This window comes from Rhizobium sp. C1 (assembly GCF_021026335.1).
Classification (GTDB): Bacteria; Pseudomonadota; Alphaproteobacteria; order Rhizobiales; family Rhizobiaceae; genus Ensifer_A.
In genome coordinates this window covers 270,729-292,242 of the sequence record NZ_JAJNCY010000002.1, presented here as the reverse complement: position 1 = coordinate 292,242, position 21,514 = coordinate 270,729, and the positions used below count along the sequence as shown (strand labels likewise).

Annotated in this window: 20 protein-coding genes; 8 read left to right on the top strand and 12 right to left on the bottom strand. The window is 60.2% G+C overall.

What is annotated here, in order from left to right; all coding sequences use genetic code 11:
- The first annotated feature begins 197 nt into the window (after window positions 1-197).
- Window positions 198-1,046 (top strand): hypothetical protein, encoded by an 849-nt coding sequence (locus LQK83_RS06945; protein WP_230836637.1) that lies wholly within the window; start codon window positions 198-200, stop codon window positions 1,044-1,046.
- Window positions 1,047-1,489: 443 nt separating this feature from the next.
- On the opposite strand, the gene LQK83_RS06940 is transcribed toward LQK83_RS06945, so the two are convergent.
- Window positions 1,490-3,814: a Tex family protein gene (locus LQK83_RS06940; RefSeq protein WP_230836636.1), complete on the bottom strand. Its 2,325-nt coding sequence runs from the start codon at window positions 3,812-3,814 to the stop codon at window positions 1,490-1,492.
- A gap of 178 nt (window positions 3,815-3,992) precedes the next feature.
- Between LQK83_RS06940 and LQK83_RS06935 the strand changes: the two genes are divergently transcribed.
- Both LQK83_RS06935 and LQK83_RS06930 read left to right on the top strand, forming a co-directional pair.
- Entirely contained in the window at window positions 3,993-4,394 is a 402-nt protein-coding gene (locus LQK83_RS06935; protein WP_230836635.1) for a DUF1236 domain-containing protein, read from the top strand.
- A gap of 536 nt (window positions 4,395-4,930) precedes the next feature.
- Window positions 4,931-5,398, top strand: a complete 468-nt coding sequence (locus LQK83_RS06930; RefSeq protein WP_230836634.1) for a YchJ family protein — start codon at window positions 4,931-4,933, stop codon at window positions 5,396-5,398.
- A gap of 14 nt (window positions 5,399-5,412) precedes the next feature.
- On the opposite strand, the gene era is transcribed toward LQK83_RS06930, so the two are convergent.
- The 8 genes from era to rpoZ all read right to left on the bottom strand — a co-directional run bounded on the left by era (window position 5,413) and on the right by rpoZ (window position 12,137).
- A complete protein-coding gene (era, locus tag LQK83_RS06925) occupies window positions 5,413-6,333 on the bottom strand; it encodes a GTPase Era (protein ID WP_230836633.1) in 921 nt (306 codons plus the stop codon).
- Window positions 6,334-6,366: 33 nt separating this feature from the next.
- Window positions 6,367-7,056 (bottom strand): ribonuclease III, encoded by a 690-nt coding sequence (gene rnc, locus LQK83_RS06920; protein ID WP_230836632.1) that lies wholly within the window; start codon window positions 7,054-7,056, stop codon window positions 6,367-6,369.
- Window positions 7,056-7,796 (bottom strand): signal peptidase I, encoded by a 741-nt coding sequence (gene lepB / locus LQK83_RS06915; RefSeq protein ID WP_230836631.1) that lies wholly within the window; start codon window positions 7,794-7,796, stop codon window positions 7,056-7,058. The genes rnc and lepB overlap by 1 nt, the downstream gene beginning before the upstream one ends.
- A gap of 149 nt (window positions 7,797-7,945) precedes the next feature.
- Window positions 7,946-8,362, bottom strand: a complete 417-nt coding sequence (acpS, locus tag LQK83_RS06910; RefSeq protein WP_230836630.1) for a holo-ACP synthase — start codon at window positions 8,360-8,362, stop codon at window positions 7,946-7,948.
- Window positions 8,363-8,386: 24 nt separating this feature from the next.
- Entirely contained in the window at window positions 8,387-8,902 is a 516-nt protein-coding gene (locus tag LQK83_RS06905; protein WP_230836629.1) for a DUF2062 domain-containing protein, read from the bottom strand.
- Window positions 8,903-9,127: 225 nt separating this feature from the next.
- Window positions 9,128-9,283, bottom strand: a complete 156-nt coding sequence (locus tag LQK83_RS06900) for a DUF3563 family protein (protein ID WP_109858159.1) — start codon at window positions 9,281-9,283, stop codon at window positions 9,128-9,130.
- A gap of 147 nt (window positions 9,284-9,430) precedes the next feature.
- The gene (locus LQK83_RS06895) at window positions 9,431-11,635 is read right to left on the bottom strand and encodes a RelA/SpoT family protein (RefSeq protein WP_230836628.1); all 2,205 of its coding nucleotides are present in this window, start codon (window positions 11,633-11,635) and stop codon (window positions 9,431-9,433) included.
- Window positions 11,636-11,738: 103 nt separating this feature from the next.
- Window positions 11,739-12,137, bottom strand: coding sequence for a DNA-directed RNA polymerase subunit omega (gene rpoZ, locus LQK83_RS06890; protein ID WP_230836627.1), 399 nt, complete (start codon window positions 12,135-12,137; stop codon window positions 11,739-11,741).
- A gap of 301 nt (window positions 12,138-12,438) precedes the next feature.
- On the opposite strand from rpoZ, the gene LQK83_RS06885 reads away from it, so the two are divergent.
- Window positions 12,439-13,017, top strand: a complete 579-nt coding sequence (locus LQK83_RS06885; RefSeq protein ID WP_230836626.1) for a LabA-like NYN domain-containing protein — start codon at window positions 12,439-12,441, stop codon at window positions 13,015-13,017.
- A gap of 63 nt (window positions 13,018-13,080) precedes the next feature.
- The gene (locus LQK83_RS06880; protein ID WP_230836625.1) at window positions 13,081-13,392 is read left to right on the top strand and encodes a hypothetical protein; all 312 of its coding nucleotides are present in this window, start codon (window positions 13,081-13,083) and stop codon (window positions 13,390-13,392) included.
- Between the two features lie 134 nt (window positions 13,393-13,526).
- Here the strand turns inward: LQK83_RS06880 and smpB are convergent, their stop codons facing one another.
- Window positions 13,527-14,006 (bottom strand): SsrA-binding protein SmpB, encoded by a 480-nt coding sequence (gene smpB / locus LQK83_RS06875; RefSeq protein WP_230836624.1) that lies wholly within the window; start codon window positions 14,004-14,006, stop codon window positions 13,527-13,529.
- Window positions 14,006-14,887: a 4-hydroxy-tetrahydrodipicolinate synthase gene (gene dapA, locus LQK83_RS06870; RefSeq protein ID WP_230836623.1), complete on the bottom strand. Its 882-nt coding sequence runs from the start codon at window positions 14,885-14,887 to the stop codon at window positions 14,006-14,008. Before dapA ends, smpB begins: the two co-directional genes overlap by 1 nt.
- Window positions 14,888-15,100: 213 nt before the next feature.
- Here dapA and LQK83_RS06865 point away from each other — a divergent pair, with 213 nt between their 5' ends.
- The 3 genes from LQK83_RS06865 (at window position 15,101) to LQK83_RS06855 (ending at window position 19,788) form a co-directional block, all read left to right on the top strand.
- Window positions 15,101-17,161: a lytic transglycosylase domain-containing protein gene (locus LQK83_RS06865; protein ID WP_230836622.1), complete on the top strand. Its 2,061-nt coding sequence runs from the start codon at window positions 15,101-15,103 to the stop codon at window positions 17,159-17,161.
- 133 nt (window positions 17,162-17,294) lie between these two features.
- Complete coding sequence (locus LQK83_RS06860; RefSeq protein ID WP_230836621.1) at window positions 17,295-18,179, top strand: alpha/beta fold hydrolase; 885 nt, start codon at window positions 17,295-17,297, stop codon at window positions 18,177-18,179.
- A 187-nt stretch (window positions 18,180-18,366) separates the two neighbouring features.
- Window positions 18,367-19,788, top strand: coding sequence for a mannose-1-phosphate guanylyltransferase/mannose-6-phosphate isomerase (locus LQK83_RS06855; protein WP_230836620.1), 1,422 nt, complete (start codon window positions 18,367-18,369; stop codon window positions 19,786-19,788).
- A 527-nt stretch (window positions 19,789-20,315) separates the two neighbouring features.
- On the opposite strand, the gene LQK83_RS06850 is transcribed toward LQK83_RS06855, so the two are convergent.
- A complete protein-coding gene (locus tag LQK83_RS06850; protein ID WP_230836619.1) occupies window positions 20,316-21,350 on the bottom strand; it encodes a porin in 1,035 nt (344 codons plus the stop codon).
- Window positions 21,351-21,514 lie beyond the last annotated feature (164 nt).

Sequence of the window (21,514 nt, the reverse complement as noted above, 5' to 3'; positions counted from 1 at the left end):
ACTCGTGTGCCATGATGCAATGCAACATGAAGCGACGCGAAGTTTCAACAGTGTGACGGAAGGAAATGACAAATTTGTCTATCCACTTGATCAACGAGAGGGAATGCGGCAGAGATTAAGCGTCCAGCTCCAGAAGTAGGCTCTCGTAGCAGTATGAAATATCATAGATTTTTCCCCGTAAATCGGGGTTCCTGCGCATGATGTCAGCCGAGACCATTACCGGGCATACGGATGTCTTGCCCATTCTCAGGCAGCAGGCTGCGTCCTTCCTGACCGTCGAAAGAAGTTCACCCCGGGTCGCGGGAATTTTCGGGACACAGCAGCGCTATCTCCTGGCGCAGCTTGCGGCCGCCATGATGTTCCGCAGCCGGGACGGGAAACTCCATCTCAGCCGCTTTCTCGAAGCCGTGCTGGCCTGCCGCATTGCAAGCCGCAACACCGCACATGATTTCATTCGGGAAATGGAGAAATATGGCGTCATCCGCCAGAGCGCGACGCTCGAAGACAAACGGTCGCGCCCGCTGAAGCTTGCCGAGGAAACGATCGGGCTTCTGGGTGTCTGGGTTTCTATCCATTTGAAAACACTGGATGCCTTCGACAACGGCCGGCGCTTGACGATATTTGCCGAAACGCCGGGCATGCTGGCGAAGCTGCATCCGGCCATCGTCGACCGCATCCTGCAGTCGGAGCGTTCGACCAATCCGGACGGCACCTTCTCGCTGTTCACCTGGATGAACGATGGCGGGCTGGTCATGGACAAGATGATCGCGACGATCAACGACTTTTCCCCGAAGGACGACCACATCATTACGGGCATCAATTCCCTGGACGAGATCGCGGCGGCCTTGCGTGTGACCAAGACCCATCTGTCGCGCAAGATGGCGGCGGCTGAGCGTGAAGGCAGCCTTGGCTGGATCGGAAAGCGGGGCAGTTCCGCCCTCTGGCTCTCGCACGGTTTCATTGCTGAATATGTGGCCTATCAGGCCGACAAGCTCAGCCGGGTCGCCGAGGCGTTTGCCGAGGTGGCAAGCGCGGTGCCTGCCTGAAACTTTCCGGATCATCCCAAAAATGATCCAACACGCCCCGCCTATTTCATGCCAGAAAAGTCACGGAAGCGGTTGGAGTCTGGACAACGAGGCCGCTTTCACAGGCGAAGACATGAAGACATTAACGAGCGCTGGACCCACTGCGCTTGCGGTGCACATTGTCTTGGCCAAAGCCAGTGATCAGCCGTTCGCCCACATTGCGAGGCGGGAGGCTGAACGTTCATGTTGACCCTGTCATACGGGTCACCGGTGGCGCGGCGGCTTGCCCAAGACCCGTCTTGCATCTGCGAGCGGACTTGAAGGAAGAACATTGTAGACAAGACTTTTCAGCACGAAATAGCCGCAGGGGACAGGTCGGCGACATTTGAGAATGCATTTGAAGCGCGCCGCAGGCTTTGGGGGACTGCGGCGCGCTTTGTATGTCTGGCTCGCGTCTACTGGTCTTACTTGCGGCGCATGGCTTCCGCCAGCTTGGCAGCCAATGCGCCCTGCCCCTGGCTCTCCGACTTCGGCGCGGCGCTCATGGGCCTGTTGCCGGGGCGTGCATTGCGATCGTCGCGCGTCGCCGGCTTTGCGTCGCGTTCGCCGCCGCCATCCTTACGCATGGTAAGCCCGATGCGCTTGCGCTTCACGTCGACTTCGGTCACTCGTACCTTCACGACATCGCCGACCTTCACGACCTCATTCGGGTCCTTCACGAACTTGTCCGCCAGCTGCGAGACATGGACAAGACCGTCCTGATGGACGCCGATATCGACGAAGGCGCCGAAGGCTGCGACATTGGTGACTGTACCTTCGAGCAGCATGCCGGGCTTCAGGTCGGTGATCTCCTCGACACCATCGGCGAAAGTCGCAGTCTTGAATTCCGGGCGCGGGTCGCGGCCGGGCTTTTCCAGTTCGGCAAGAATGTCCTTGACGGTCGGCAGACCGAAGCGCTCGTCAACGAAGAGCTTCGGGTCCAGCTTCTTGAGGGCAACCGCGTCCCCCATCAGAGAACGGACATCGCGGCCGCAAGCAGCGACGATCTTCTTGGCGACGCCATAGGCTTCCGGGTGAACGGAGGAGGCATCCAGCGGCTCATCGCCGCCGGGGATACGCAGGAAGCCCGCGCATTGCTCAAAGGTGCGTTGACCGAGGCGGGAAACCTTCAAGAGCTCCTTGCGGCTTTTGAATGCGCCGACCTCGTTGCGATGAACCACGATGGCTTCGGCAATCGATGGGCCGAGGCCGGACACGCGGGCGAGCAGCGGCACGGAGGCGGTGTTAAGATCGACACCGACGGCGTTCACGGCATCTTCCACCACTGCATCCAGCGAGCGGGCAAGGCGCGACTGGTCGACATCGTGCTGATATTGCCCGACGCCGATGGACTTCGGCTCGATCTTGACGAGTTCCGCCAGCGGATCCTGCAGGCGGCGGGCAATGGAGACGGCGCCGCGCAGCGAGACGTCGAGGCCGGGGAATTCCTTCGCCGCGGTTTCGGAAGCCGAATAGACCGAGGCGCCGGCTTCGGAAACGACGACCTTCTGGGGCTTTGTCCCCTGCAGGGTGTTGATAACTTCGGCAGCCAGCTTCTCGGTCTCGCGGCTTGCCGTGCCGTTGCCGATGGCGATGAGCTCTATTCTGTGCTTGCGGATAAGGCCGGCAAGCGTGGCCATCGCGCCCGATATGTCGTTGCGGGGCTGGAAGGGATAGACAGTCGCGGTCTCGAGTAGCTTGCCCGTCGCATCGACGGCGGCGACCTTGACACCGGTGCGGATGCCGGGATCGAGACCGAGCGTGGCCTTGCCGCCAGCGGGTGCTGCAAGCAGGAGATCCTTGAGATTGCGGGCGAAGACGCGGATCGCCTCCTCCTCGGCGCGCTCGCGGAGATCCCGCATCAGGTCGAGCGAGAGCGAGGAGGATAGCTTGACGCGCCAGCACCAGCCGGCGACTTCCATCAGCCATTGGTCGGCCGGACCGCTCGAGCCTATGCCGAATTCGGCGGCGATCATGCACTGGGCAGGCTTGACCGGCGATGTGTCGTCGGCGTCGACATCGATGGACAGCGTCAGAACCTCTTCGTTCCAGCCGCGCAGCATGGCAAGCGCCCGGTGCGAGGGGACATTGGCCCAGCGTTCGTCATGGGTGAAGTAGTCGGAGAACTTGGCGCCGGCCTCTTCCTTGCCGGTCACGACACGGGCGCGGAGGAAGGACTTTTCCTTCATGTGATTGCGCAGACGCCCGACAAGGGCGGCGTTCTCGCTCATGGTTTCGGAGACGATGTCGCGGGCGCCTTCGAGGGCTGCCTTCACATCCGGCACGTCGTCCTTGATGTAGGCGGCTGCCAGCGCCTGCGGATCGGCGCGGCGGTCGGCCCAGATGGCATCGGCGAGCGGCTGCAGGCCGCGTTCACGGGCGATCTCAGCCTTGGTGCGGCGCTTGGGCTTGTAGGGAAGATAGATATCTTCGAGTTCCGCTTTAGTCGCCGCTTTGGCCAGCGAGGCGGCGAGCGCATCCGTCATCTTGCCCTGCGAGGTGATCGAGTCCGCGATCGCGGCGCGGCGGGCCTCCATTTCGCGGAGATAGGTCAGCCGCTCGGCCAGCGTACGTAGCTGCGTATCATCGAGCCCGCCGGTCACTTCCTTGCGGTAACGAGCGATGAAGGGGACGGTCGCGCCCTCGTCCAGCAGGCCGACAGCGGCCTTGACCTGATCGGGCCGCGCATTGATCTCGGCGGCGATGACAAGGGCGATACGGGCGGCAACCTGGGCTTCGGCTTGTGACATGAACGGCTCCTGGAGGCATGCTGGCATGGGCGGGTACAACGCTTCGATTTAGGGATTTGAGCGCCGAAAAGCTAATCCGAATTGCCCCTATTCACAGGCCAGCCTGATCGAACAGCGGAACAAGAGCCCATCCGGAACGTTCTTTAGCCGTATCGAAACAATCCGGAAGGACAGACCGATGAAGAAGTCCCTGTTGATCTTTTGTACGATCGTGGCCCCTCTTGCGGCCACGCCTGTTCTGGCCAATGACAGCACCGTCACCGGCGCGGCCGGCGGTGCGGTGACTGGCGCCATTGTCGGCGGCCCCGTGGGTGCTGCCGTGGGCGGCGTGGTCGGTGCCATTGCCGGCACGGCACTGAACCCGCCGCCGCGAGAAGTCGTCACGTATGTTCGTGAGCGCCCCGTTCCCACCGCCAAACCGGTGATCATCCGCGAAGAAGTCCGGGTCGGCACAAAGCTTCCGCGCCAGGTCGTCCTCACGCCGGTGCCCGACAGACCGGATTATTCCTACGCGATCGTCAACAAGGAACGCGTGATCGTCGATCCGCAGACCTATGTGGTCGTCGGCGTCGTAAACTGATGCCATGGACGGCCCAGCGGCGGCGGCAGAGGAGTGCTACCGCCGCTTTTTAATTTGATTGTACAATTATCCCATAATCATAATATTCTTCTATTGATGGAGCTCCCAGGCGCGCTCCAGAGCCTCGCTCAGCTCTTCCTCCGTGACCGCGTCGAGAATGACGGTCGTTGCGCCCTTCTCTCCCCACTTGTTCGGCAAAGGGAAGAATGCACCTGGCCGCACCGCGCAAAAAGCTTCTGATCGCTTAGACCGTACATAAGATTGGCCGAAAGCCCGTCGGGGGCCAGCGTGGCATAGATGCGGCGGACCCTGTAGGCCGTGCGATCCGCATGCGGCCGCGCTTCGGTTCCGGGCAAGGATAGAGCGATGCGTTCAAAGTCCGTGTCAGTCGCCATTGCTCAATCTCCTCAGGGCGATAATCCTCCCTCGAGGCGCTTGTCGTCAATCGGCTGGTACTCTCTTATCTCGACAGTTGCCGCTTTGATCGACCGTTGTGGTCATCTAAGAAAGGTCATACGTCAAAGAAGGTCCCATCCATGATCCCCTGCCCCTGCGGTTCCGGCAAACTCATTCTCGCCTGCTGCGGCCCCATCCTTGCCGGCAAACCTGCGCCGACGGCGGAAGTGCTCATGCGTTCGCGGTATACCGCCTATGCGACGGGCAAGCTCGATTACATTGAGGAAACCTGCGCCGGCCCCGCCGCCAAGGCGTTCGATCGCCTCGAAGCGGAGCGCTCCGGGCTCGGGACTGAATGGCTGGGCCTGACGATCACCGGGCGAGAGGCCGGTCTTGAAGGCGACGAGACCGGCAAGGTGAGTTTCACCTTCCGGGTTCGGCAGAACGGCCAAGAGGTGTCCGCAAGCGAAGTCTCGCTCTTTCGCAAGATCGACAGGCGATGGTTTTACTGGGATCGCGAAGACAAGGTGAAAGCGGGACGCTTGGGGCGCAACGATCCGTGCCCATGCGGATCGGGGAAGAAGTTCAAGGCGTGTCACGGGGCTTGAGGGCCCCGCACATCTTACTTCGAATAATCCAGCCCAATCTCGCGATAACGCTCCGGGTCATCGGACCAGTTCTCGCGCACCTTGACGAAGAGGAAGAGGTGAACCGGCTGCTCAAGGATTTCGGAGATTTCCTTGCGGGCGGCGGTCGAGATCGCCTTGATGGTCTCTCCCGCCTTGCCCAGCGCAATCTTCTTCTGGCTGTCGCGCTCGACGAAGATCACCTGTTCGATGCGAACGGAACCGTCCTTACGCTCTTCCCACTTTTCCGTCTCGACATGCGAGGAATAGGGAAGTTCCTGGTGAAGGCGGAGGAAGAGTTTCTCGCGGGTGATTTCGGCGGCCAGCTGGCGCATCGGAAGGTCCGAAATCTGGTCTTCCGGATAGTACCAGGGGCCGGCCGGCAGTTCCTTCGCGAGATAGTCAAGCAGGTCGTCGCAGCCGGAGCCGGTGGTGGCGGAAATCATGAAGGTGCGCTCGAAGGCGATCTTCTCGTTGGCGTCGGCAGCGAGCTTCAGCAGGTCTTCATGCTTGACGCGATCGATCTTGTTGAGCGCCAGGAGCTTCGGCTGCTTGACCTCTTTGAGACCTTCCAGAATGGTTTCCACATCGCCCTTCAGGCCGCGTTCGCTGTCGACGATAAGAAGGATGTAATCGGCATCCTTTGCGCCGCCCCAGGCGGTCGTCACCATGGCGCGGTCGAGCCGGCGGCGCGGCTTGAAGATGCCGGGCGTGTCCATGAAGACGATCTGGGCATTGTCGTGGATGGCGATGCCGCGCACGATGGCGCGTGTGGTCTGCACCTTGTGGCTGACGATCGACACCTTCGCGCCGACAAGGCGGTTCACCAGTGTCGATTTCCCCGCATTGGTCGCGCCGATCAGCGCCACGAAGCCGGAATGGGTTTCGGCGGGTGTGCCCGCCTCAAGGTCAGTCATTAGGGTTATCCAGTTCTGAGACTACAAAAGCTTTTATGTCCAGACGCCTTCGCGTTCCAGAAGTTTCGTCGCGGCGACCTGTTCGGCGAGACGTTTGGAGCGTTCAACGCCCGTTTCAGGCTGCGCGCCCTTCACCTCTACGACGACGGTGAAGCGCGGTTCGTGGTCGGGGCCGGAGCGGTCGACGACGCGATAGACCGGCGTGACCTGGAAACGGGCATGCGCCCATTCCTGCAGCTCGGTCTTGGCGTCGCGCTTGGCAGCCCCCGCCTTGGTGGCGCGCTCCGTCCAGTTGGCCAGCACGAAGCGGCGCGCAACCTCCAGCCCACCATCCAGATAAAGCGCGGCAATGAGGCTCTCGACCACATCGGCGCGCACATTGAGCATGCGACTGCCCGTCACCTTCTTCACGTCAGCGCCGGTGCGAATATATTTGTGCAGTTCAAGACTGTCGGCAACCTCGGCACAGGTGGCGGCAGAGACGAGCTGGTTGAGACGAACCGAGAGTTCGCCCTCGTCCGCATCGGCAAAGCTGGTGAACAGCAGTTCGGCGACGCAGAGACCGAGGACCCGGTCGCCCAGAAACTCCAGCCGTTCGTAATTGGTGCCCTTGGACGTGCGCGCGCTCGAATGGGTCACCGCCCGGTCCAGCCGTTCCTTGGAACGGAATTCGTGACCGATCGCCTTTTCAAGCTGCGCCCGTTCGTCCGGCTTCAGCGACATCAGTCGACGCCCTTGAACAGACGATTCCAGCGCATGTTCATCGGCCACTTCCAGACCTCTGAGAAGGCCGTGTCGTTGCCAAGCGAGAAGAAGATCATCGAGGCCTTGCCGACAAGGTTTTCGGCCGGCACATAGCCGACGTCGAAGCGGCTGTCGGCGGAGTTATCGCGGTTGTCACCCATCATGAAATAGTGACCCGGCGGCACGATGAATTCGCGGGTGTTGTCGCCCAGCGTATCGGGCGCTTCATCCAGGGTGTCATATGTGACGCCATCCGGAAGGGTTTCGCGGAAGACGGGGATATCCTGGCCGGGATCCTTCGCATAGTCCGAGTTGAACGTGCCGTCCGCGACCTTCGGAACCGGCTTGTCGTTGATATAGAGTACGCCGTTCTTCATCTGGATACGGTCGCCTGGCAGACCGACGCAACGCTTGATGTAGTCGATGGAAGGGTTCGGCGGGAAGCGGAAAACGACGATGTCGCCGCGCTTCGGATCGGAGCCGAAAATGCGGCCGCTGAAGAGGTCCGGCGAGAAGGGCAGCGAATATTTCGAGTAGCCATAGGCGAACTTGTTGACGAAGATGTAATCGCCAACCAGCAGTGTCGGCATCATCGAGCCCGAGGGAATGGTGAACGGTTGGACGAGCAGGGTCCGGATGAGACCGGCCAGGATCAACGCCTGGATGACGACCTTGACCGTTTCCCAGAAGGAGTTCTCGGGTTTGACTTTCTCAGACACGTTGCTCATTTCCTTATTGCGCCTTCCTTTGGCGATGCAATGCCGCCACGCGACCACATTTGCAGCCCACGGCGTATCGGCTTGTCTAACCACTTCTGAACCGGGCGGCAAGCGTCTTCAAAGTCAGGCGTTTGCGGAGATCAGACCTGTCAGGTTTCCGGCAATTGCGGCAAAGGAAGGGCTTCCAGGATTACAAATGCCTGAGCCAGCGGAAAATCATCGGTGATGGTCAGATGAACCACCGCATAATGGCCTTCCGGCGTCATGGCGGAAAGCCGTTCGGCCGCCCCGTTGGTCAGCGCCATGGTTGGCTTGCCGCTGGGCAGGTTCACCACGCCCATGTCACGCCAGAAGACGCCCTGTGCCAAACCTGTGCCGAGCGCCTTCGAACAGGCCTCCTTGGCAGCGAAGCGCTTCGCATAGGATGCGGCGCGCTCCTTGCGGCGGTCGGATTTGGCACGCTCCACCTCGGTGAAGCAGCGATGGGTAAAGCGGTCACCGAAGCGCTCGATGGATTTTTCGACGCGCCGGATATCAATGAGATCGCTGCCAATTCCGATGATCATGCCCTGCCCCCGTCGTTCGTTCCTTCAGGATGCCTGAAGCCGCGACTGCCGTCTTGCGCGGATGATCGTCACGGCCTGTACCATGACAAAATAGCCCACCAATCCGCCAGCAATCCCAAGCGGAATGGAGCCGATCAGCAGCGGCTTGAGGATCGGAGCCCAAAGCTCGCCGAGCGACAGCTTGTGAACCAGTTCGTGCAGATGGATGGTGCCCATGGACTTGGCCTTGGAGCCAAGAATCATCTGCCCTGCCTCCCATGTGGCGGCCCAGATGAACGGATAGGTCAAGGGATTGCCGATCAGCACCGTGCAGGCCACCGCGGCGATCATGTTGCCGCCGAGCAGCCAGGCCAACGCTGCCGCCAGCGCCATATGCACACCGACCAACGGCAGGAAGGCCGCAAAGACGCCGGCAGCGACACCAATGCCGATCGCATGCGGGGTCGCCCGGATGCGCACGAATTTCAGCAGCTGATAGCGCATGGCGCGGCTGAATGTCATACGCTTGCGCGGCAGGCCTTCAGCTGCTTCGAGATTCATTTCTGAGGCTTTGTGTTTCATGGGCCTGCATATATGGCCTGGTACATTCAGAAACAATGAGAAATGCAGGTTGCGGAGCGCGACATAGTTGCCGGAAGCGAGGGTGCCGACGGCGCAAGAAGACAATAAAAAAGGGCGCGGAACCCGCACCCTGCATCTTCGTCTTCCGGAGAGCAGCCCAAAGCGCATCGCGCCAGAGGCTGCCGGTAAGCTCAACCCAAGTCTTTAGAACTGACCACGGCGGAAGTCGCCACGATCGATCTGACGCATGCGAAACTCGAGATCATAACGATCCTTTGCGCCATTGAGGTAAGCCATTTCGCGTTCCTGCTCCGTGGGAATGCGGAGCGCACGAGCCACTTTTTTCAGCGAGCCGAACATCTTTGTCGTCCTTCTTGATCAACATCTGTTTACGTCCACCAAGATAATGCTGCATCGCAACATAAACAAGCGCAAGCTTGTCTTGGCAGCCATGCGCCAAACGCATGCCAAAAATTTAACCTTTTGTTTTCAATTTGTTGGAACGGATTATTCGAACAGACGCTTCACTGTTGCGACGCACTGAAGCTCTTTCAGCTGCGTAATCAGCTGGTTGAGCTGACGCAGGTCCCAAACCTCGAGTTCCAGCTGCATCTCCGTGAAGTCGGCCGCAACGCGGGTCATGGTGAGCGTGGCGATATTCACATCGGTCGTCGCAACATTCTGGGCGATGGTGGCCAGCGTTCCCGGCTCGTTGATGGCGCTGATCATGATGCGGGCATTGAACCGCGACTTGTTGGCAAGGTCGAGATCCCAGCGCACATCGATCCAGCGATCCGGTTCGTCCTCGAACTGCTGAAGCCCCGGCGACTGGATCGGATAGATCGCGAGGCTCTTTTCGCCGTCGAGGATGCCGACGATTCGATCGCCGGGAACCGCGCCACCGGTGGCGAAATGAACCTGAATGTCATTGGACAGACCGCGGAAGGGCATGGGCTCGCCAGACGGCGACTTCTGCTGGCCCGGCACCTTGAAGATCATGCCAGAGGCCGAGTTCATGGCGAACCAGCCGTCATCGACATTCTGCTTCACCGTGACGCGTTCGTCCTGATAGTCCGGATAGACGGCCCGCAGCACGTCGAGCGACGACAGTTCCCCTCGCCCGACGGCAGCAATGGCATCCTCCGCCTCCTTGTGGCCGAGCCGGAACAGCGAGGCCTTCAGCACGTCACGGGAGAAGACCTTGCCAGCGCGATCGAAGGTGCGCTCCAGAATACGGTAGCCGAGGCCGGCATATTGCTTGCGGATGGCAAGCCGCGTGGCGCGGCGGATGGCCGAGCGCGCCTTGCCGGTGACGACGATCTCTTCCCAGGCGGCAGGCGGGACCTGTACGCCGGAGCGGATGATCTCCACTTCGTCGCCATTCGCAAGCCGCGTCACGACCGGCATGATGCGGCCGTTGATCTTGGCGCCAACGCAGGTGTCGCCGACATTGGTGTGGACGGCATAGGCGAAGTCGATGGGGGTGGCACCCCGCGGCAGAGCGATCAGCTTGCCCTTGGGCGTGAAACAGAAAACCTGATCCTGGAAGAGTTCGAGCTTGGTGTGCTCGAGGAATTCTTCCGGATTGTCTCCTTCGGACAGCGCCTCGATGGTCTGGCGCAGCCAGGAATAGGCGTTCGACTCACGCGCCAGCGTGTCTTCGGCCTGCCCGCTCTGCCCGTCCTTGTAGATCGAATGCGCGGCGATACCGTATTCGGCGATCTCGTTCATGCGCAGCGTGCGGATCTGCAGCTCGATACGCTGGCGGGACGGGCCGACGATGGTCGTGTGGATCGAGCGATAATCGTTCTGCTTCGGCGTCGAGATATAGTCCTTGAAGCGACCGGGCACGACACGCCAGCGCGTGTGTACGATGCCCAGCGCGCGATAGCAGGACGGGATATCCTCGACGAGAATGCGGAAACCGTAGACGTCGGAAAGCTGCTCGAAGGAAAGCGACTTCGACTGCATCTTGCGGAAGACCGAATAGGGCTTCTTCTGGCGTCCCTTGACCACGGCCCTGGTCAGGCCGTTCTGGGAGAGCAGTTCGGTCAGCTCGCGCTCGATATTCTCGATCAAGCCTTCATTGCTGGCGGAGAGGCCCGCGAGACGCTTCGTCACCGTATCCCAGGCTTCCGGATTGAGGTGACGGAAGGAGAGCTCTTCCAGTTCGTCGCGAACGCCCTGCATCCCCATGCGGCCGGCCAGCGGCGCATAGATTTCCATCGTTTCTTCAGAAATGCGGCGACGCTTTTCGTCGCGCATGACGTCGAGTGTGCGCATATTATGCAGGCGGTCGGCCAGCTTGACGAGAAGAACGCGCAGATCGTCGGAAATCGCCAGCAGCAGCTTGCGCAGATTTTCGGCCTGCTTGGCCTTCTGCGAGACGAGTTCGAGTTTCTTGATCTTGGTCAGGCCTTCAACAAGCCGTCCGATATCCTTGCCGAAGAGTTCGTCGATCTCGGCGCGCGTCGCGGTCGTGTCCTCGATCGTGTCATGCAGGAGCGCGACCGCGATCGTCGACTCATCCAGATGCATGTCGGTGAGGATGGCAGCGACTTCGAGCGGATGCGAAAAATAGGGATCGCCGCTGGCGCGCTTCTGCATGCCATGCTTCTGCATGGCGTAGACATAGGCCTTGTTGAGCAGCGCTTCGTTGACATCCGGCTTGTATTGCTGAACGCGCTCAACAAGCTCGTATTGTCGCATCATGAAGCACGTCTCCCCGGAATCGCAAATGCGCCGATCACATGAACCGGCGCATTCAAATGTCGCAGCAAGTCATAAACCTGTCAGCGACTAAAATGTGGCAAAATCAATAATCGTCGCTTTTTTCCGGCGGCACAAGACCTTCGATGCCGGCCAGCAGTTCTTCTTCCGACATGCGGTCGAAGGTGAGCGTGTCGGGAAGATCTTCCTCTTCCAGATCGTTGCCGGCTGCAGCCGAACCGACGAGCGATGCCGGATCGGGCTCGGGCTCATCCACTTCGACATGCTTCTGCAGCGAATGGATGAGGTCTTCCTTCAGATCTTCCGGAGACAGCGTTTCGTCAGCGATTTCGCGGAGCGCGACGACCGGATTCTTGTCGTTGTCGCGATCAACCGTGATACCGGCGCCTTGCGAAATCTGACGCGCGCGATGGCTGGCGAGCAGAACAAGCTCGAACCGGTTATCGACTTTATCAATGCAATCTTCTACTGTGACGCGGGCCATGGCCTGTCCTTCGTGAATTCGTTTCCTTAAGGGATTGCGGCTTCGATACAGGCAAAGCGCGGCTAGTTCAAGTTTTTCCTTAACATCGGGAACTTTATGAGCCTTCAGGGGTTGAAGTCGCCGTTAGGTCAAATACGGCCTAATTTGGTTGCAATTCATTGGCAAATCTATCGATATACGGTTGCTTGTGAGGCAACCCACCACCAGATAATAAGGGTTCAAAACCGTTTTAACATGTTGACGGTTTTCCCTTACAATATTAGTCGCCTCTTAAAAGGCGACGCAGACTAGGGATGGATCGATGTTCGACCCAAGAGAAAAAATTGCACTTTTCATTGATGGCGCGAATCTTTATGCCGCGTCAAAATCCCTCGGGTTCGATGTCGATTATCGCAAGCTGTTAAAAGCGTTCCAGAAGCGCGGCTACCTACTGCGCGCCTACTATTACACCGCGTTGATCGAGGATCAGGAATATTCCTCGATCCGTCCCCTGATCGACTGGCTCGACTATAACGGCTATCGCGTCGTCACGAAGCCGGCGAAGGAATTCACCGATTCGCTCGGCCGTCGGAAGATCAAGGGCAATATGGATATCGAGCTGGCCATCGACGCGATGGAACAGTGCGAGACGGTCGATCACCTGGTGATTTTCTCCGGCGATGGCGATTTCACCACCCTTGTCGAGGCGCTGCAGCGCCGCGGCCGCAAGGTGTCCGTCGTCTCCACCATGGCAACCCAGCCGCCGATGATCGCCGATGATCTGCGCCGTCAGGCCGATCATTTCATCGACCTGAATTCGCTTAAGGCAGAAGTCGGCCGCGACCCGTCCGAACGGCAGGCCCGCGTTCATGAACACGTGACGGAAGACGTCGAGGACTGAGATGACGGTTTGTTAACCGTGCGGCTTGGCAGATCATAAACAAGAATCTGCCAAGCTGGGACGATGAAGATCGTTTCTGTCACCTCTGAGTCCGAGCCCACCTCTCCTTCAGCCGACCTGCCTGAACTTTTGCAGAAGTCGGTCGAAACCTTCGGCATTTCCACCGAGATTACCAATGTTGACATGCTGCTGGCGGGCGAAGCGTCGCGGCATTTTCCCGAGCCACGCAACCGGCGCAAGCAGGACAGCGATGACGCGGATATTCAACGGCTGAGAAGCATTCTGGACGCACTGGACAGAGGAGCAGGCCTGCCTGCCGACGCGATGGATGCCGTCAGCGCACCGGTGCATTCGCAGTTTTACAAACAATTCTGACGTCAGGCGTAGCGCTTGGATTTCGCGGTTCTCGCAACTGAGACGTGAAACCGGTGCCCACTTTCGCTGGAATTGCTTGTTCGCCTGCCGCAATTCCGGACGCGAAACCAGTGCCTACTTTCGCTGGAATTGCTTTAGCCGCGGTCCTTGAGGAGCCTGCCCTTCTGGCGGTTCCAGTCGCGTTCTTTTTCAGTCTCCCGCTTGTCGTGCAGCTTCTTGCCCTTGGCGAGCGCCAGTTCCATCTTCGCCCGGCCCTTTTCGTTGAAATAGATCTTCAACGGGACCAGCGTCATCCCCTCGCGGTTGACGCCGACGCGCAGGCGATGGATCTCGCGCCTTGACAGAAGCAGCTTGCGGCGGCGGCGGGTGTCGTGATTGAAGCGATTGCCCTGCAGATATTCCGGCAGATAGGAATTGATCAGCCAGATTTCCCCATCCTCGTCAGAGGCATAGGACTCCGCAATATTGGCCTTGCCTTCGCGCAACGACTTGACCTCGGTCCCCGTCAGCACGAGGCCAGCCTCATAGGTATCGAGAATCTCATAGTTGAAACGGGCCTTGCGGTTCTCCGCAACGACCTTCTTCACTACGCGCTCGCTACCCTTGGGTGCCATCAGTTCATCAATCCTGCATGTTTCATGGCCGCATCGAGCGCAGCCTTGGTGGACGGCTCGAGCCCGACCAGCGGAGAGCGAACGGTTTCGCTCATGCGGCCAAGGCGCGACAGAGCATATTTAGAGCCTGCAACGCCGGGTTCAAGGAAGATGGCCTTGTGAAGCGGCATCAGGCGATCCTGATATTCGAGCGCTGCCGCGTAATCTCCCTTGAGGGTGAGCGCCTGGAACTCGGCACAGAGGCGCGGCGCAACGTTTGCCGTAACCGAAATGCAGCCGACGCCGCCGTGGGCGTTGAAGCCGAGCGCGGTGGCATCCTCACCCGAGAGCTGGATGAAATCCCTACCACAGGCCATGCGCTGCTCCGAAACGCGCTCGATCTTGCCGGTGGCATCCTTCACGCCGACAATGTTCTTGTGCGCCTTGGCGAGCGTCGCCATCGTGTCCACGCTCATGTCGATGACCGAACGGCCGGGGATGTTGTAGATGATGATCGGCAGCGTGATCGCCTCGGCAATCGCTGAATAATGCGCGATCAGGCCCTTCTGCGTCGGCTTGTTATAATAGGGCGTCACGACAAGCACGGCATCGGCGCCCGCCTTTTCGGCGTGGCGCGCCAGATCGATCGCCTCGACCGTGTTGTTCGAGCCGGCCCCGGCGATGACCGGGACGCGTCCCGCCGTCACCTCGATACAGAGTTCGACAACACGCTTGTGTTCGGCATGCGACAGCGTCGGCGACTCACCGGTCGTACCAACGGGCACGAGCGCGCTGGAGCCTTCCTTGATCTGCCAGTCCACATGTTCAGCAAAGGCTTTTTCGTCGATTTTCCCGTCCGGTGTGAAGGGTGTGACGAGCGCGGGCATTGATCCCTTGAACATGCGGCATTACCTCACTGGCGGCCAATACAAGCTTTAGCCGCAATCCTGATTATTCTTCTTGGTCAGGCGCTTTCTGCTTCGAGCTTCAGACCTTGTTCCCGATCGCGTTTCTTAGAGGAGTTTGTGACGCCTTGGAAGAACGAAAATCGTAACCCGGACAAGCTTTATGCAATGCCGCAGCGCTATTTTATGACGGAAGACTCATAGAGACGCATGACGAAAGTGAGCGCGCCCATCGCCATAGCCCTGGCCGTCCTCGCACCTGTTGCCGGGTGGGAGGCGATGGGTCCTGTGCTGCTTTACAGCGTGTCGACACCGGCTTTTATCGGCGCCGGGAAGGATGCGGCAACACCGTCTGACAAAACCCCGCAGAAGGCGATCATCGCCGCATCGCAAGGCGCATTCCAAAGCGGGATCGAAGCGCTGAAGCGTAACGACGTTCAGGCGGCGCTGAACGCCCGCGACGATCTCGTGCCGCGCGACGGCATCGAACGCAAGGCGCTGACCTATGCGATCGTCAGCTCCGGTCTCCCGGGCATATCGAGCGCGGAATATCTGTCAGCCCGGGAGGATCTGGCCGGCTGGCCCGGGCTTGGCGATCTCGACCGCCAATATGAACGCGCGCTCTATCGCGAACGGCCGAGCGACGACGCCATCTTCGCCGCCTTCCGGCTTCGGGCTCCGCAGACGCCGGAAGGAACCCTGCTCTATGCCCGGGCGCTGAAAAGCGTGGGCGAGACCGACCGGGCCAAGGGCATGATCACCAGCCTCTGGGCGACGAATTCGCTCAACACCTGGCTCGAGAGCGAGGTGTTGAGCCGTTTTTCCGACATTCTGACGCCGGCCGATCACAGGGCGCGCATGGATTATCTGCTTTATCGCGATCGCATCAAGCAGGCCGCGCGCTTTGCCAAGCTGGGCAATGCGCAACCGCTTTATGACGCCTGGAGCGGTGTGATCAAGCAGAGCCCGAAAGCGCCGCAGCTTCTCAAAGCCGCCGAAGCTGGCTTCAAGAATGACAGTGCGCTGCTCTTTGCCAATATCATGCAAAAAGAACAGGCAAACGATTTCGACGGTGCCGCCACGCTTCTGCAGAAGCTTCCCGCGGCAGCGTCCGAGCGGGTGAATTCCGACGAATGGTGGCACGAACAGCGCATCGTCAGCCGCGGCCTGTTCGAACAGGGCAAGATCAAGGCCGCCTATGATCTGGCCGCCGGACATGTCGCCGCATCGCCTGCTGCCACGGCGGATGCCGAATTTCATGCCGGCTGGTATGCACTGATCGGCCTGAACGACGGAAAGCTCGCGAAAACGCATTTCGAACGGCTGCTGGAAGAGGCAACAACGCCACAGACGGCCTCGCGCGCGTTCTACTGGCTCGGCCGTGCCGACAAGGCGGCGGGCGGTGATGGAAAAGCCTATTTCGAGGACGCATCAGCCTATGATCATTCCTTCTACGGTCTGATTGCCGCAACCGAGCTTGCAGGCGGCGCCCCGGCGGCCGATGAGGACAAAAACCAGCCGACGGCCTCCGACCGGCTGCTCTTTGCCGGCCGCGAGAGCGTGCGCGCCATAGACCTGCTCCAGAAGGCGAATTATCCCGCTGCGGCCAAGCGCCTCTATCGCGGCCTTGCCGACCAGATCGAGGACCCCGATGGACTGACGATCCTGGCGGAAAAGGCAAAGCGTGAGCAGGATAGCGCGCTGGCCCTCGACATCGGGAAGAAGGCCTATGCCAAGGGCGGCGACGACGCGGGGCTGGCTTATCCGCTGGGCGCCATTCCCGATACAGCCGGCCTGTCCGGAACCCAGCTCGCGCTGGCCTACGCCATTGCCCGGCAGGAGAGCGGCTTCAATGCACAGGCCGTCTCGGCGGCGCGGGCCGTGGGGCTGATGCAGATTCTGCCCGGCACAGCCAAGGACATGGCATCGCAGCTGGGCCTCGCCTATGCGCCGGAGAAACTGACTGCCGACACGGCCTATAATGCGATCCTCGGCACCCAGTATCTGGACAACCAGATCAAGCGGCAGGCCGGCTCCTATGTGCTGACCTTTGCCGCCTATAATGCCGGCCCCGGCAAGGTGCGCGAATGGCTGAAACGCTTCGGCGACCCGCGCGGCAAGGACCTCGAATTCGTCCTCAACTGGGTCGAATCCATCCCCTACCCCGAAACCCGCGACTACGTAATGCGCGTGATGGAGAATTTCGAGGCCTATCAGCTCCAGCTTGGGCTGCCCGCCAATATCAAGGCCGATCTGACCGCGGGCGGCTGAAGCCGTCGGGTGCCGAACATGCGACGTCATACGGAAAAATCCCGGCAAAGCCTCAGGCAGATTCTCGACCGCGATATCTTTCCCCGGCATCGTGAATTAACGTAGCTGACGTATTTCGCAGGAGCCCCCTTCCATGACCGCGCCCTATCTTGAACACCGCATCCCCTCATCAGATGGCATCATGCTCTATGCGCGCGACTACGGCGGCGATGCGCCGGGGGCTCAGGAAAGGCTGCCGGTGGTCTGCCTTGCAGGGCTCACCCGCAACAGCCGGGATTTCCATCCGCTTGCGGTCATTCTGTCGTCCGACACCTTGTCGCCGCGCCGGGTGATCACCATCGATACGCGCGGACGCGGTGAGTCCTCCTGGGACAGCGATCACGCGCGCTACACCGTGTTGCACGAAGCGGGCGACGTGCTCGCCGTTCTGGTCGCGCTCGGCATCAGCCGTGCCGCCTTTATCGGCACATCGCGTGGCGGGCTGATCCTGCATATATTGGCGGCCCTGCAGCCGCAGCTTCTCGGCGCGGTCATTCTCAACGATGTCGGGCCTGCCATCGGGCTGGAAGGGCTGCGGCATATTCAGTCCTATCTGGCCCAGCGTCCTGCCTATGCAAGCCTTGGCGCGGCGGCGGCTTCGCTGAAACTGGTGCATGGTCCAGCCTTTCCCCGATTGACCGATGCGGACTGGATGGAGTTCGCGCAGGCAACCCTTAAGGAGACGGACGGGCGCTACGAGCCGGATCACGATCCCGCCATTGCCGAGGCCACGGCTGCGCTCGATCTGAACCAGCCGCTGCCGGAACTCTGGGACCAGTTCGATCTGTTTCGCGCCAATCCGCTCATGACGATCCGCGGAGAGAACTCGGTTTTGCTGACACCTGAAATTCTGGTGCGGATGCAGGATCGCAATCCGCACATGGCCGTGCTTCTGGTTGCTGATCAGGGCCATGCGCCCCTGCTCCACCTGGAGGGAACACCTGCGGTCATCGGGACGTTCCTGAACCGCGCAGCATAAACCACGCGATCAGGTTTCTCGCAGCGCCGGGTTTTCCTGACGCAGCCTGTCCTATATGTTGCCCGGCGATTTCACCGGGCTGATGGCCCCAAACATCACGCGGAGCCTGTGCGGCTTCGACCAATTGATATGGTGTGACCGGCACCTGCCGTGCCGGGGCAGACAGACCTGACTGGAGAGAGTTTTCATGGTTATGGAGAAAATCATCCCGATCCTTCTGGCCGGCGGTGCGGGCTCGCGACTGTGGCCTGTTTCCCGGGACGATCTTCCGAAGCAGTTTCAGCCTCTGACGGGCGAGATGTCGAGCTATCAGGAGACGCTGCGCCGGGTGGGCGATCCGAAGGTCTATGATGCTCCGATCGTAATCACCAACGAGGCCTTCCGCTTTTTCTCACGCCGTCAGGCCGAGGCGGCCGGACATCCGGCGACGGTCGTGCTGGAGCCGGCGCGTCGCGATAGCGCCGCTGCGGTGGCCGTAGCGGCCGTGATGGCGGAGCGCCGCGCTGGCAGCTCGCTGGTTCTGGCGCTCGCCGCCGACCATCTGGTTCTTGATGACGATCTCTTCACACGCTCCGTGGCGCTGGGCGCCGAGGCCGCTCGCGACGGCAAGATCGTCGTCTTCGGCCTGAAGCCGACCGAGCCGCGCACCAGCTATGGCTATATCCGCCCGGGTACGGCAATCAATGGCAATCCCGATCTGGCGCTGGTCGATGCCTTTGTCGAAAAGCCGAACGCCGAAAAGGCGCTTGACTATCTGAGCAAGGGCTATCTGTGGAACTCCGGCAATTTCCTCTTCCGCTCCGACGTGATGATCGCCGAATTCCGCAAATATGCGCCGGAGATTCTCGATGCGGCAGAAGCTTCTGTCGAAAAGGCCAGCCACGATCTCGGCTTCGTGCGTCTCGACCAGGAGAGTTTCGAGCGCGCGCCGAAGAATTCGATCGACTATGCCGTCATTGAAAAGACAAGGGAAATGGCGGTCGTTACCGGCCATTTCCGTTGGTCGGATGTGGGCTCGTGGGATGCGATCTGGGAAGTGCTGGACCGCGACGAGAAGGACAATGTCGTGTATGGCGAGGGTATGGCGCTGAACGCCTCCGGCTGCCTCATCCATTCGGAAGGCATCTATACGACGCTGGTCGGCGTCGAGGATCTGATCGCCGTCTCCACCCGCGATGCCGTCATGGTCGTTCCGAAGACCCGCGTTCAGGACGTTAAGAAGCTTGTTGACGAAATGAAGAGCCGTTCGGTTCCGCAGGCCGAGGGCCATCGCCGCAGCCATCGCCCCTGGGGCACGGTGGACAGCGTCGTGGACGGCGCGCGCTATGCGGTCAAGCACATCACGGTCGATTGCGGCGGGGTTCTGTCGCTGCAGAAGCACATGCATCGTTCGGAGCACTGGATCGTGGTGAGCGGCACGGCGACGATCACAATCGGCGACCACACCCGCCTGGTGACCGAGAACGAATCCGTCTACGTCCCCGTCGGTGTGGTCCACCGCATCGCCAACGAAGGCAAGCTGCCGCTTGAACTCATCGAGGTCCGCACCGGCAGCTATATCGCCGAAGACGATACGCAGCGCATCGAAGACATCTACGCCCGCGTCTGAAAAGCGCGGGCCGAAGGCCGGCATCGAAGCCGTCACGTCAATATGAACTTGATGGCCGCCGACGAGCGCGAGGCCCCGCCCCCCCCCCCGCGTCGGCACGACCCAAGCGAGAACATTTTCGGGCTTAGTGCAGCTAAGGCGCTTCAACTGGCCTGAGTGTCCCCAACGGACGCGCTACGCGCTCCTCTGTCGGTCTCTTTCGGTTTCAGGGCGGCAGAAAGCGTGGAAACAGGAAGACGACCTCCCGTTTAGAGTTTCGTGTTTCACTGAAACGCGAAAACTCTCTATCTTTTTGTTTTTACGTAATTACGGACACGAAACCGGTGTCCACTTTCGCTGGAATTACCCTAAAGGCCCCACCCCGGCGGCTTGCGCATCGTCTCAAACAGGATCCGCCGGTCAGAAAATCACGCCGACAAGAATCACACGCAACGCCACTTACAAATGCAAACGGGCCGGAACGCAATGCGTCCGGCCCGCAGCAAGAAAATGGAGCGGGCCGAACGACCCGCTCCAATGTTCCGATATTAGAACGTGCGCTCGAAGCGGAGGAAGCCCGAGGTCTGCTTGGAGCTCTGGTACTTGCCTTCGACGAGGACTGCGAAGCCATTGGCAACATTCCAGCCGAGGTCGCCAACAACGTTCCAGGTCTTCGGCGTGAAGGAGTAGGAGTAGTCAACAGCAGCGAAGAGCTGCTTCGTGACGTCAACCTTGCCACCCAGAACCATCGTGAAGCCACGTGCCGGAGCATACATGTTGTTGTCCTTGGCCGAGTACAGACCCATCAGCTTGAGGCTGACGATGTCGAACTTGCCGGAGACGTAACCCTTCATACCAAAGGCCTTGGCAGCGATGTCGTAATCGACGCCGAGAGCGGCTTCAGCCGGGCCGAATGCGCCCTTGACAGCAGCGTTCAGACCAGCGGTCTTGCCTGCATTGCGCGTGAAGTCGTCAACGCCAGCCGTGTACGATACGGAGCCGACCTTGCCAAAGAATGCTGCGTAGGCGTTGTCGTTGTAGACGTAGGAGCCGCCGTCATCCGTGAAGCCGCCGAAGCCGAAGAAACGGGTCCAGTAGCTGCCGTCGTAGGAGCCGGCTTCGAAGCCGTATGCGCCAGCGTCAACACCAGCGTAGAAATAAGCAACATAACCGCCGTTGTAGGTCGTGCCGGTGTTGATGCCGGTTCCGGCGGTCTGGCCGTTGTAGCCACGGAGCTGGATCGACGAATAGATCGTGCCGACTTCCGAGTCGTTCTTGGCATCAATGTTCACGCGGAACTGGCTGTTTGCGTAGGACGACCAGTTGTAACCGCGGTTGGTGGCGCCAACTGTGTTCACAAGGTTCGGCTTCGTGCCATAGTCGAGCTGTGCACGAACGAGACCGCCGATCTTGAGGCAGGTTTCGGTGCCGGGGATGTAGAAGTAGCCCGTGCCGAATGCGTCGCAAACCTTGACGTATTCCATGGGTTCCGGAGCAGCTGCGACGATCGCGTCAGCAGCCTGCGCACCGGAAACGGCTGCGAAAGCCGCTGCGGAGCCGAGAAGAAGGCTCTTGATGTTCATGATAGACCCCATTCAAAGAGTTGAGTGTGAAACCAGGACAACGAACTCACAGCCCGCCTCATGGTCAGCTTCATATATACGCCGCGTTTATTCGCGAACTTCTTTGTTTTGCCGGACAGTCATGCCACCGGATAGAGAAAGGAGGTCCGGAAAACCGGACCTCC

What these genes read in the sequence shown, in the direction of transcription:
- LQK83_RS06945 (WP_230836637.1), top strand. Translation starts at nt 198, where the DNA reads ATGATGTCAGCCGAGACCATTACCGGGCATACGGATGTCTTGCCCATT.
- LQK83_RS06940 (WP_230836636.1), bottom strand. Translation starts at nt 3,814, where the DNA reads ATGTCACAAGCCGAAGCCCAGGTTGCCGCCCGTATCGCCCTTGTCATC.
- LQK83_RS06935 (WP_230836635.1), top strand. Translation starts at nt 3,993, where the DNA reads ATGAAGAAGTCCCTGTTGATCTTTTGTACGATCGTGGCCCCTCTTGCG.
- LQK83_RS06930 (WP_230836634.1), top strand. Translation starts at nt 4,931, where the DNA reads ATGATCCCCTGCCCCTGCGGTTCCGGCAAACTCATTCTCGCCTGCTGC.
- era (WP_230836633.1), bottom strand. Translation starts at nt 6,333, where the DNA reads ATGACTGACCTTGAGGCGGGCACACCCGCCGAAACCCATTCCGGCTTC.
- rnc (WP_230836632.1), bottom strand. Translation starts at nt 7,056, where the DNA reads ATGTCGCTGAAGCCGGACGAACGGGCGCAGCTTGAAAAGGCGATCGGT.
- acpS (WP_230836630.1), bottom strand. Translation starts at nt 8,362, where the DNA reads ATGATCATCGGAATTGGCAGCGATCTCATTGATATCCGGCGCGTCGAA.
- LQK83_RS06905 (WP_230836629.1), bottom strand. Translation starts at nt 8,902, where the DNA reads ATGAATCTCGAAGCAGCTGAAGGCCTGCCGCGCAAGCGTATGACATTC.
- LQK83_RS06900 (WP_109858159.1), bottom strand. Translation starts at nt 9,283, where the DNA reads ATGTTCGGCTCGCTGAAAAAAGTGGCTCGTGCGCTCCGCATTCCCACG.
- LQK83_RS06895 (WP_230836628.1), bottom strand. Translation starts at nt 11,635, where the DNA reads ATGATGCGACAATACGAGCTTGTTGAGCGCGTTCAGCAATACAAGCCG.
- rpoZ (WP_230836627.1), bottom strand. Translation starts at nt 12,137, where the DNA reads ATGGCCCGCGTCACAGTAGAAGATTGCATTGATAAAGTCGATAACCGG.
- LQK83_RS06885 (WP_230836626.1), top strand. Translation starts at nt 12,439, where the DNA reads ATGTTCGACCCAAGAGAAAAAATTGCACTTTTCATTGATGGCGCGAAT.
- LQK83_RS06880 (WP_230836625.1), top strand. Translation starts at nt 13,081, where the DNA reads ATGAAGATCGTTTCTGTCACCTCTGAGTCCGAGCCCACCTCTCCTTCA.
- smpB (WP_230836624.1), bottom strand. Translation starts at nt 14,006, where the DNA reads ATGGCACCCAAGGGTAGCGAGCGCGTAGTGAAGAAGGTCGTTGCGGAG.
- dapA (WP_230836623.1), bottom strand. Translation starts at nt 14,887, where the DNA reads ATGTTCAAGGGATCAATGCCCGCGCTCGTCACACCCTTCACACCGGAC.
- LQK83_RS06865 (WP_230836622.1), top strand. Translation starts at nt 15,101, where the DNA reads ATGACGAAAGTGAGCGCGCCCATCGCCATAGCCCTGGCCGTCCTCGCA.
- LQK83_RS06860 (WP_230836621.1), top strand. Translation starts at nt 17,295, where the DNA reads ATGACCGCGCCCTATCTTGAACACCGCATCCCCTCATCAGATGGCATC.
- LQK83_RS06855 (WP_230836620.1), top strand. Translation starts at nt 18,367, where the DNA reads ATGGTTATGGAGAAAATCATCCCGATCCTTCTGGCCGGCGGTGCGGGC.
- LQK83_RS06850 (WP_230836619.1), bottom strand. Translation starts at nt 21,350, where the DNA reads ATGAACATCAAGAGCCTTCTTCTCGGCTCCGCAGCGGCTTTCGCAGCC.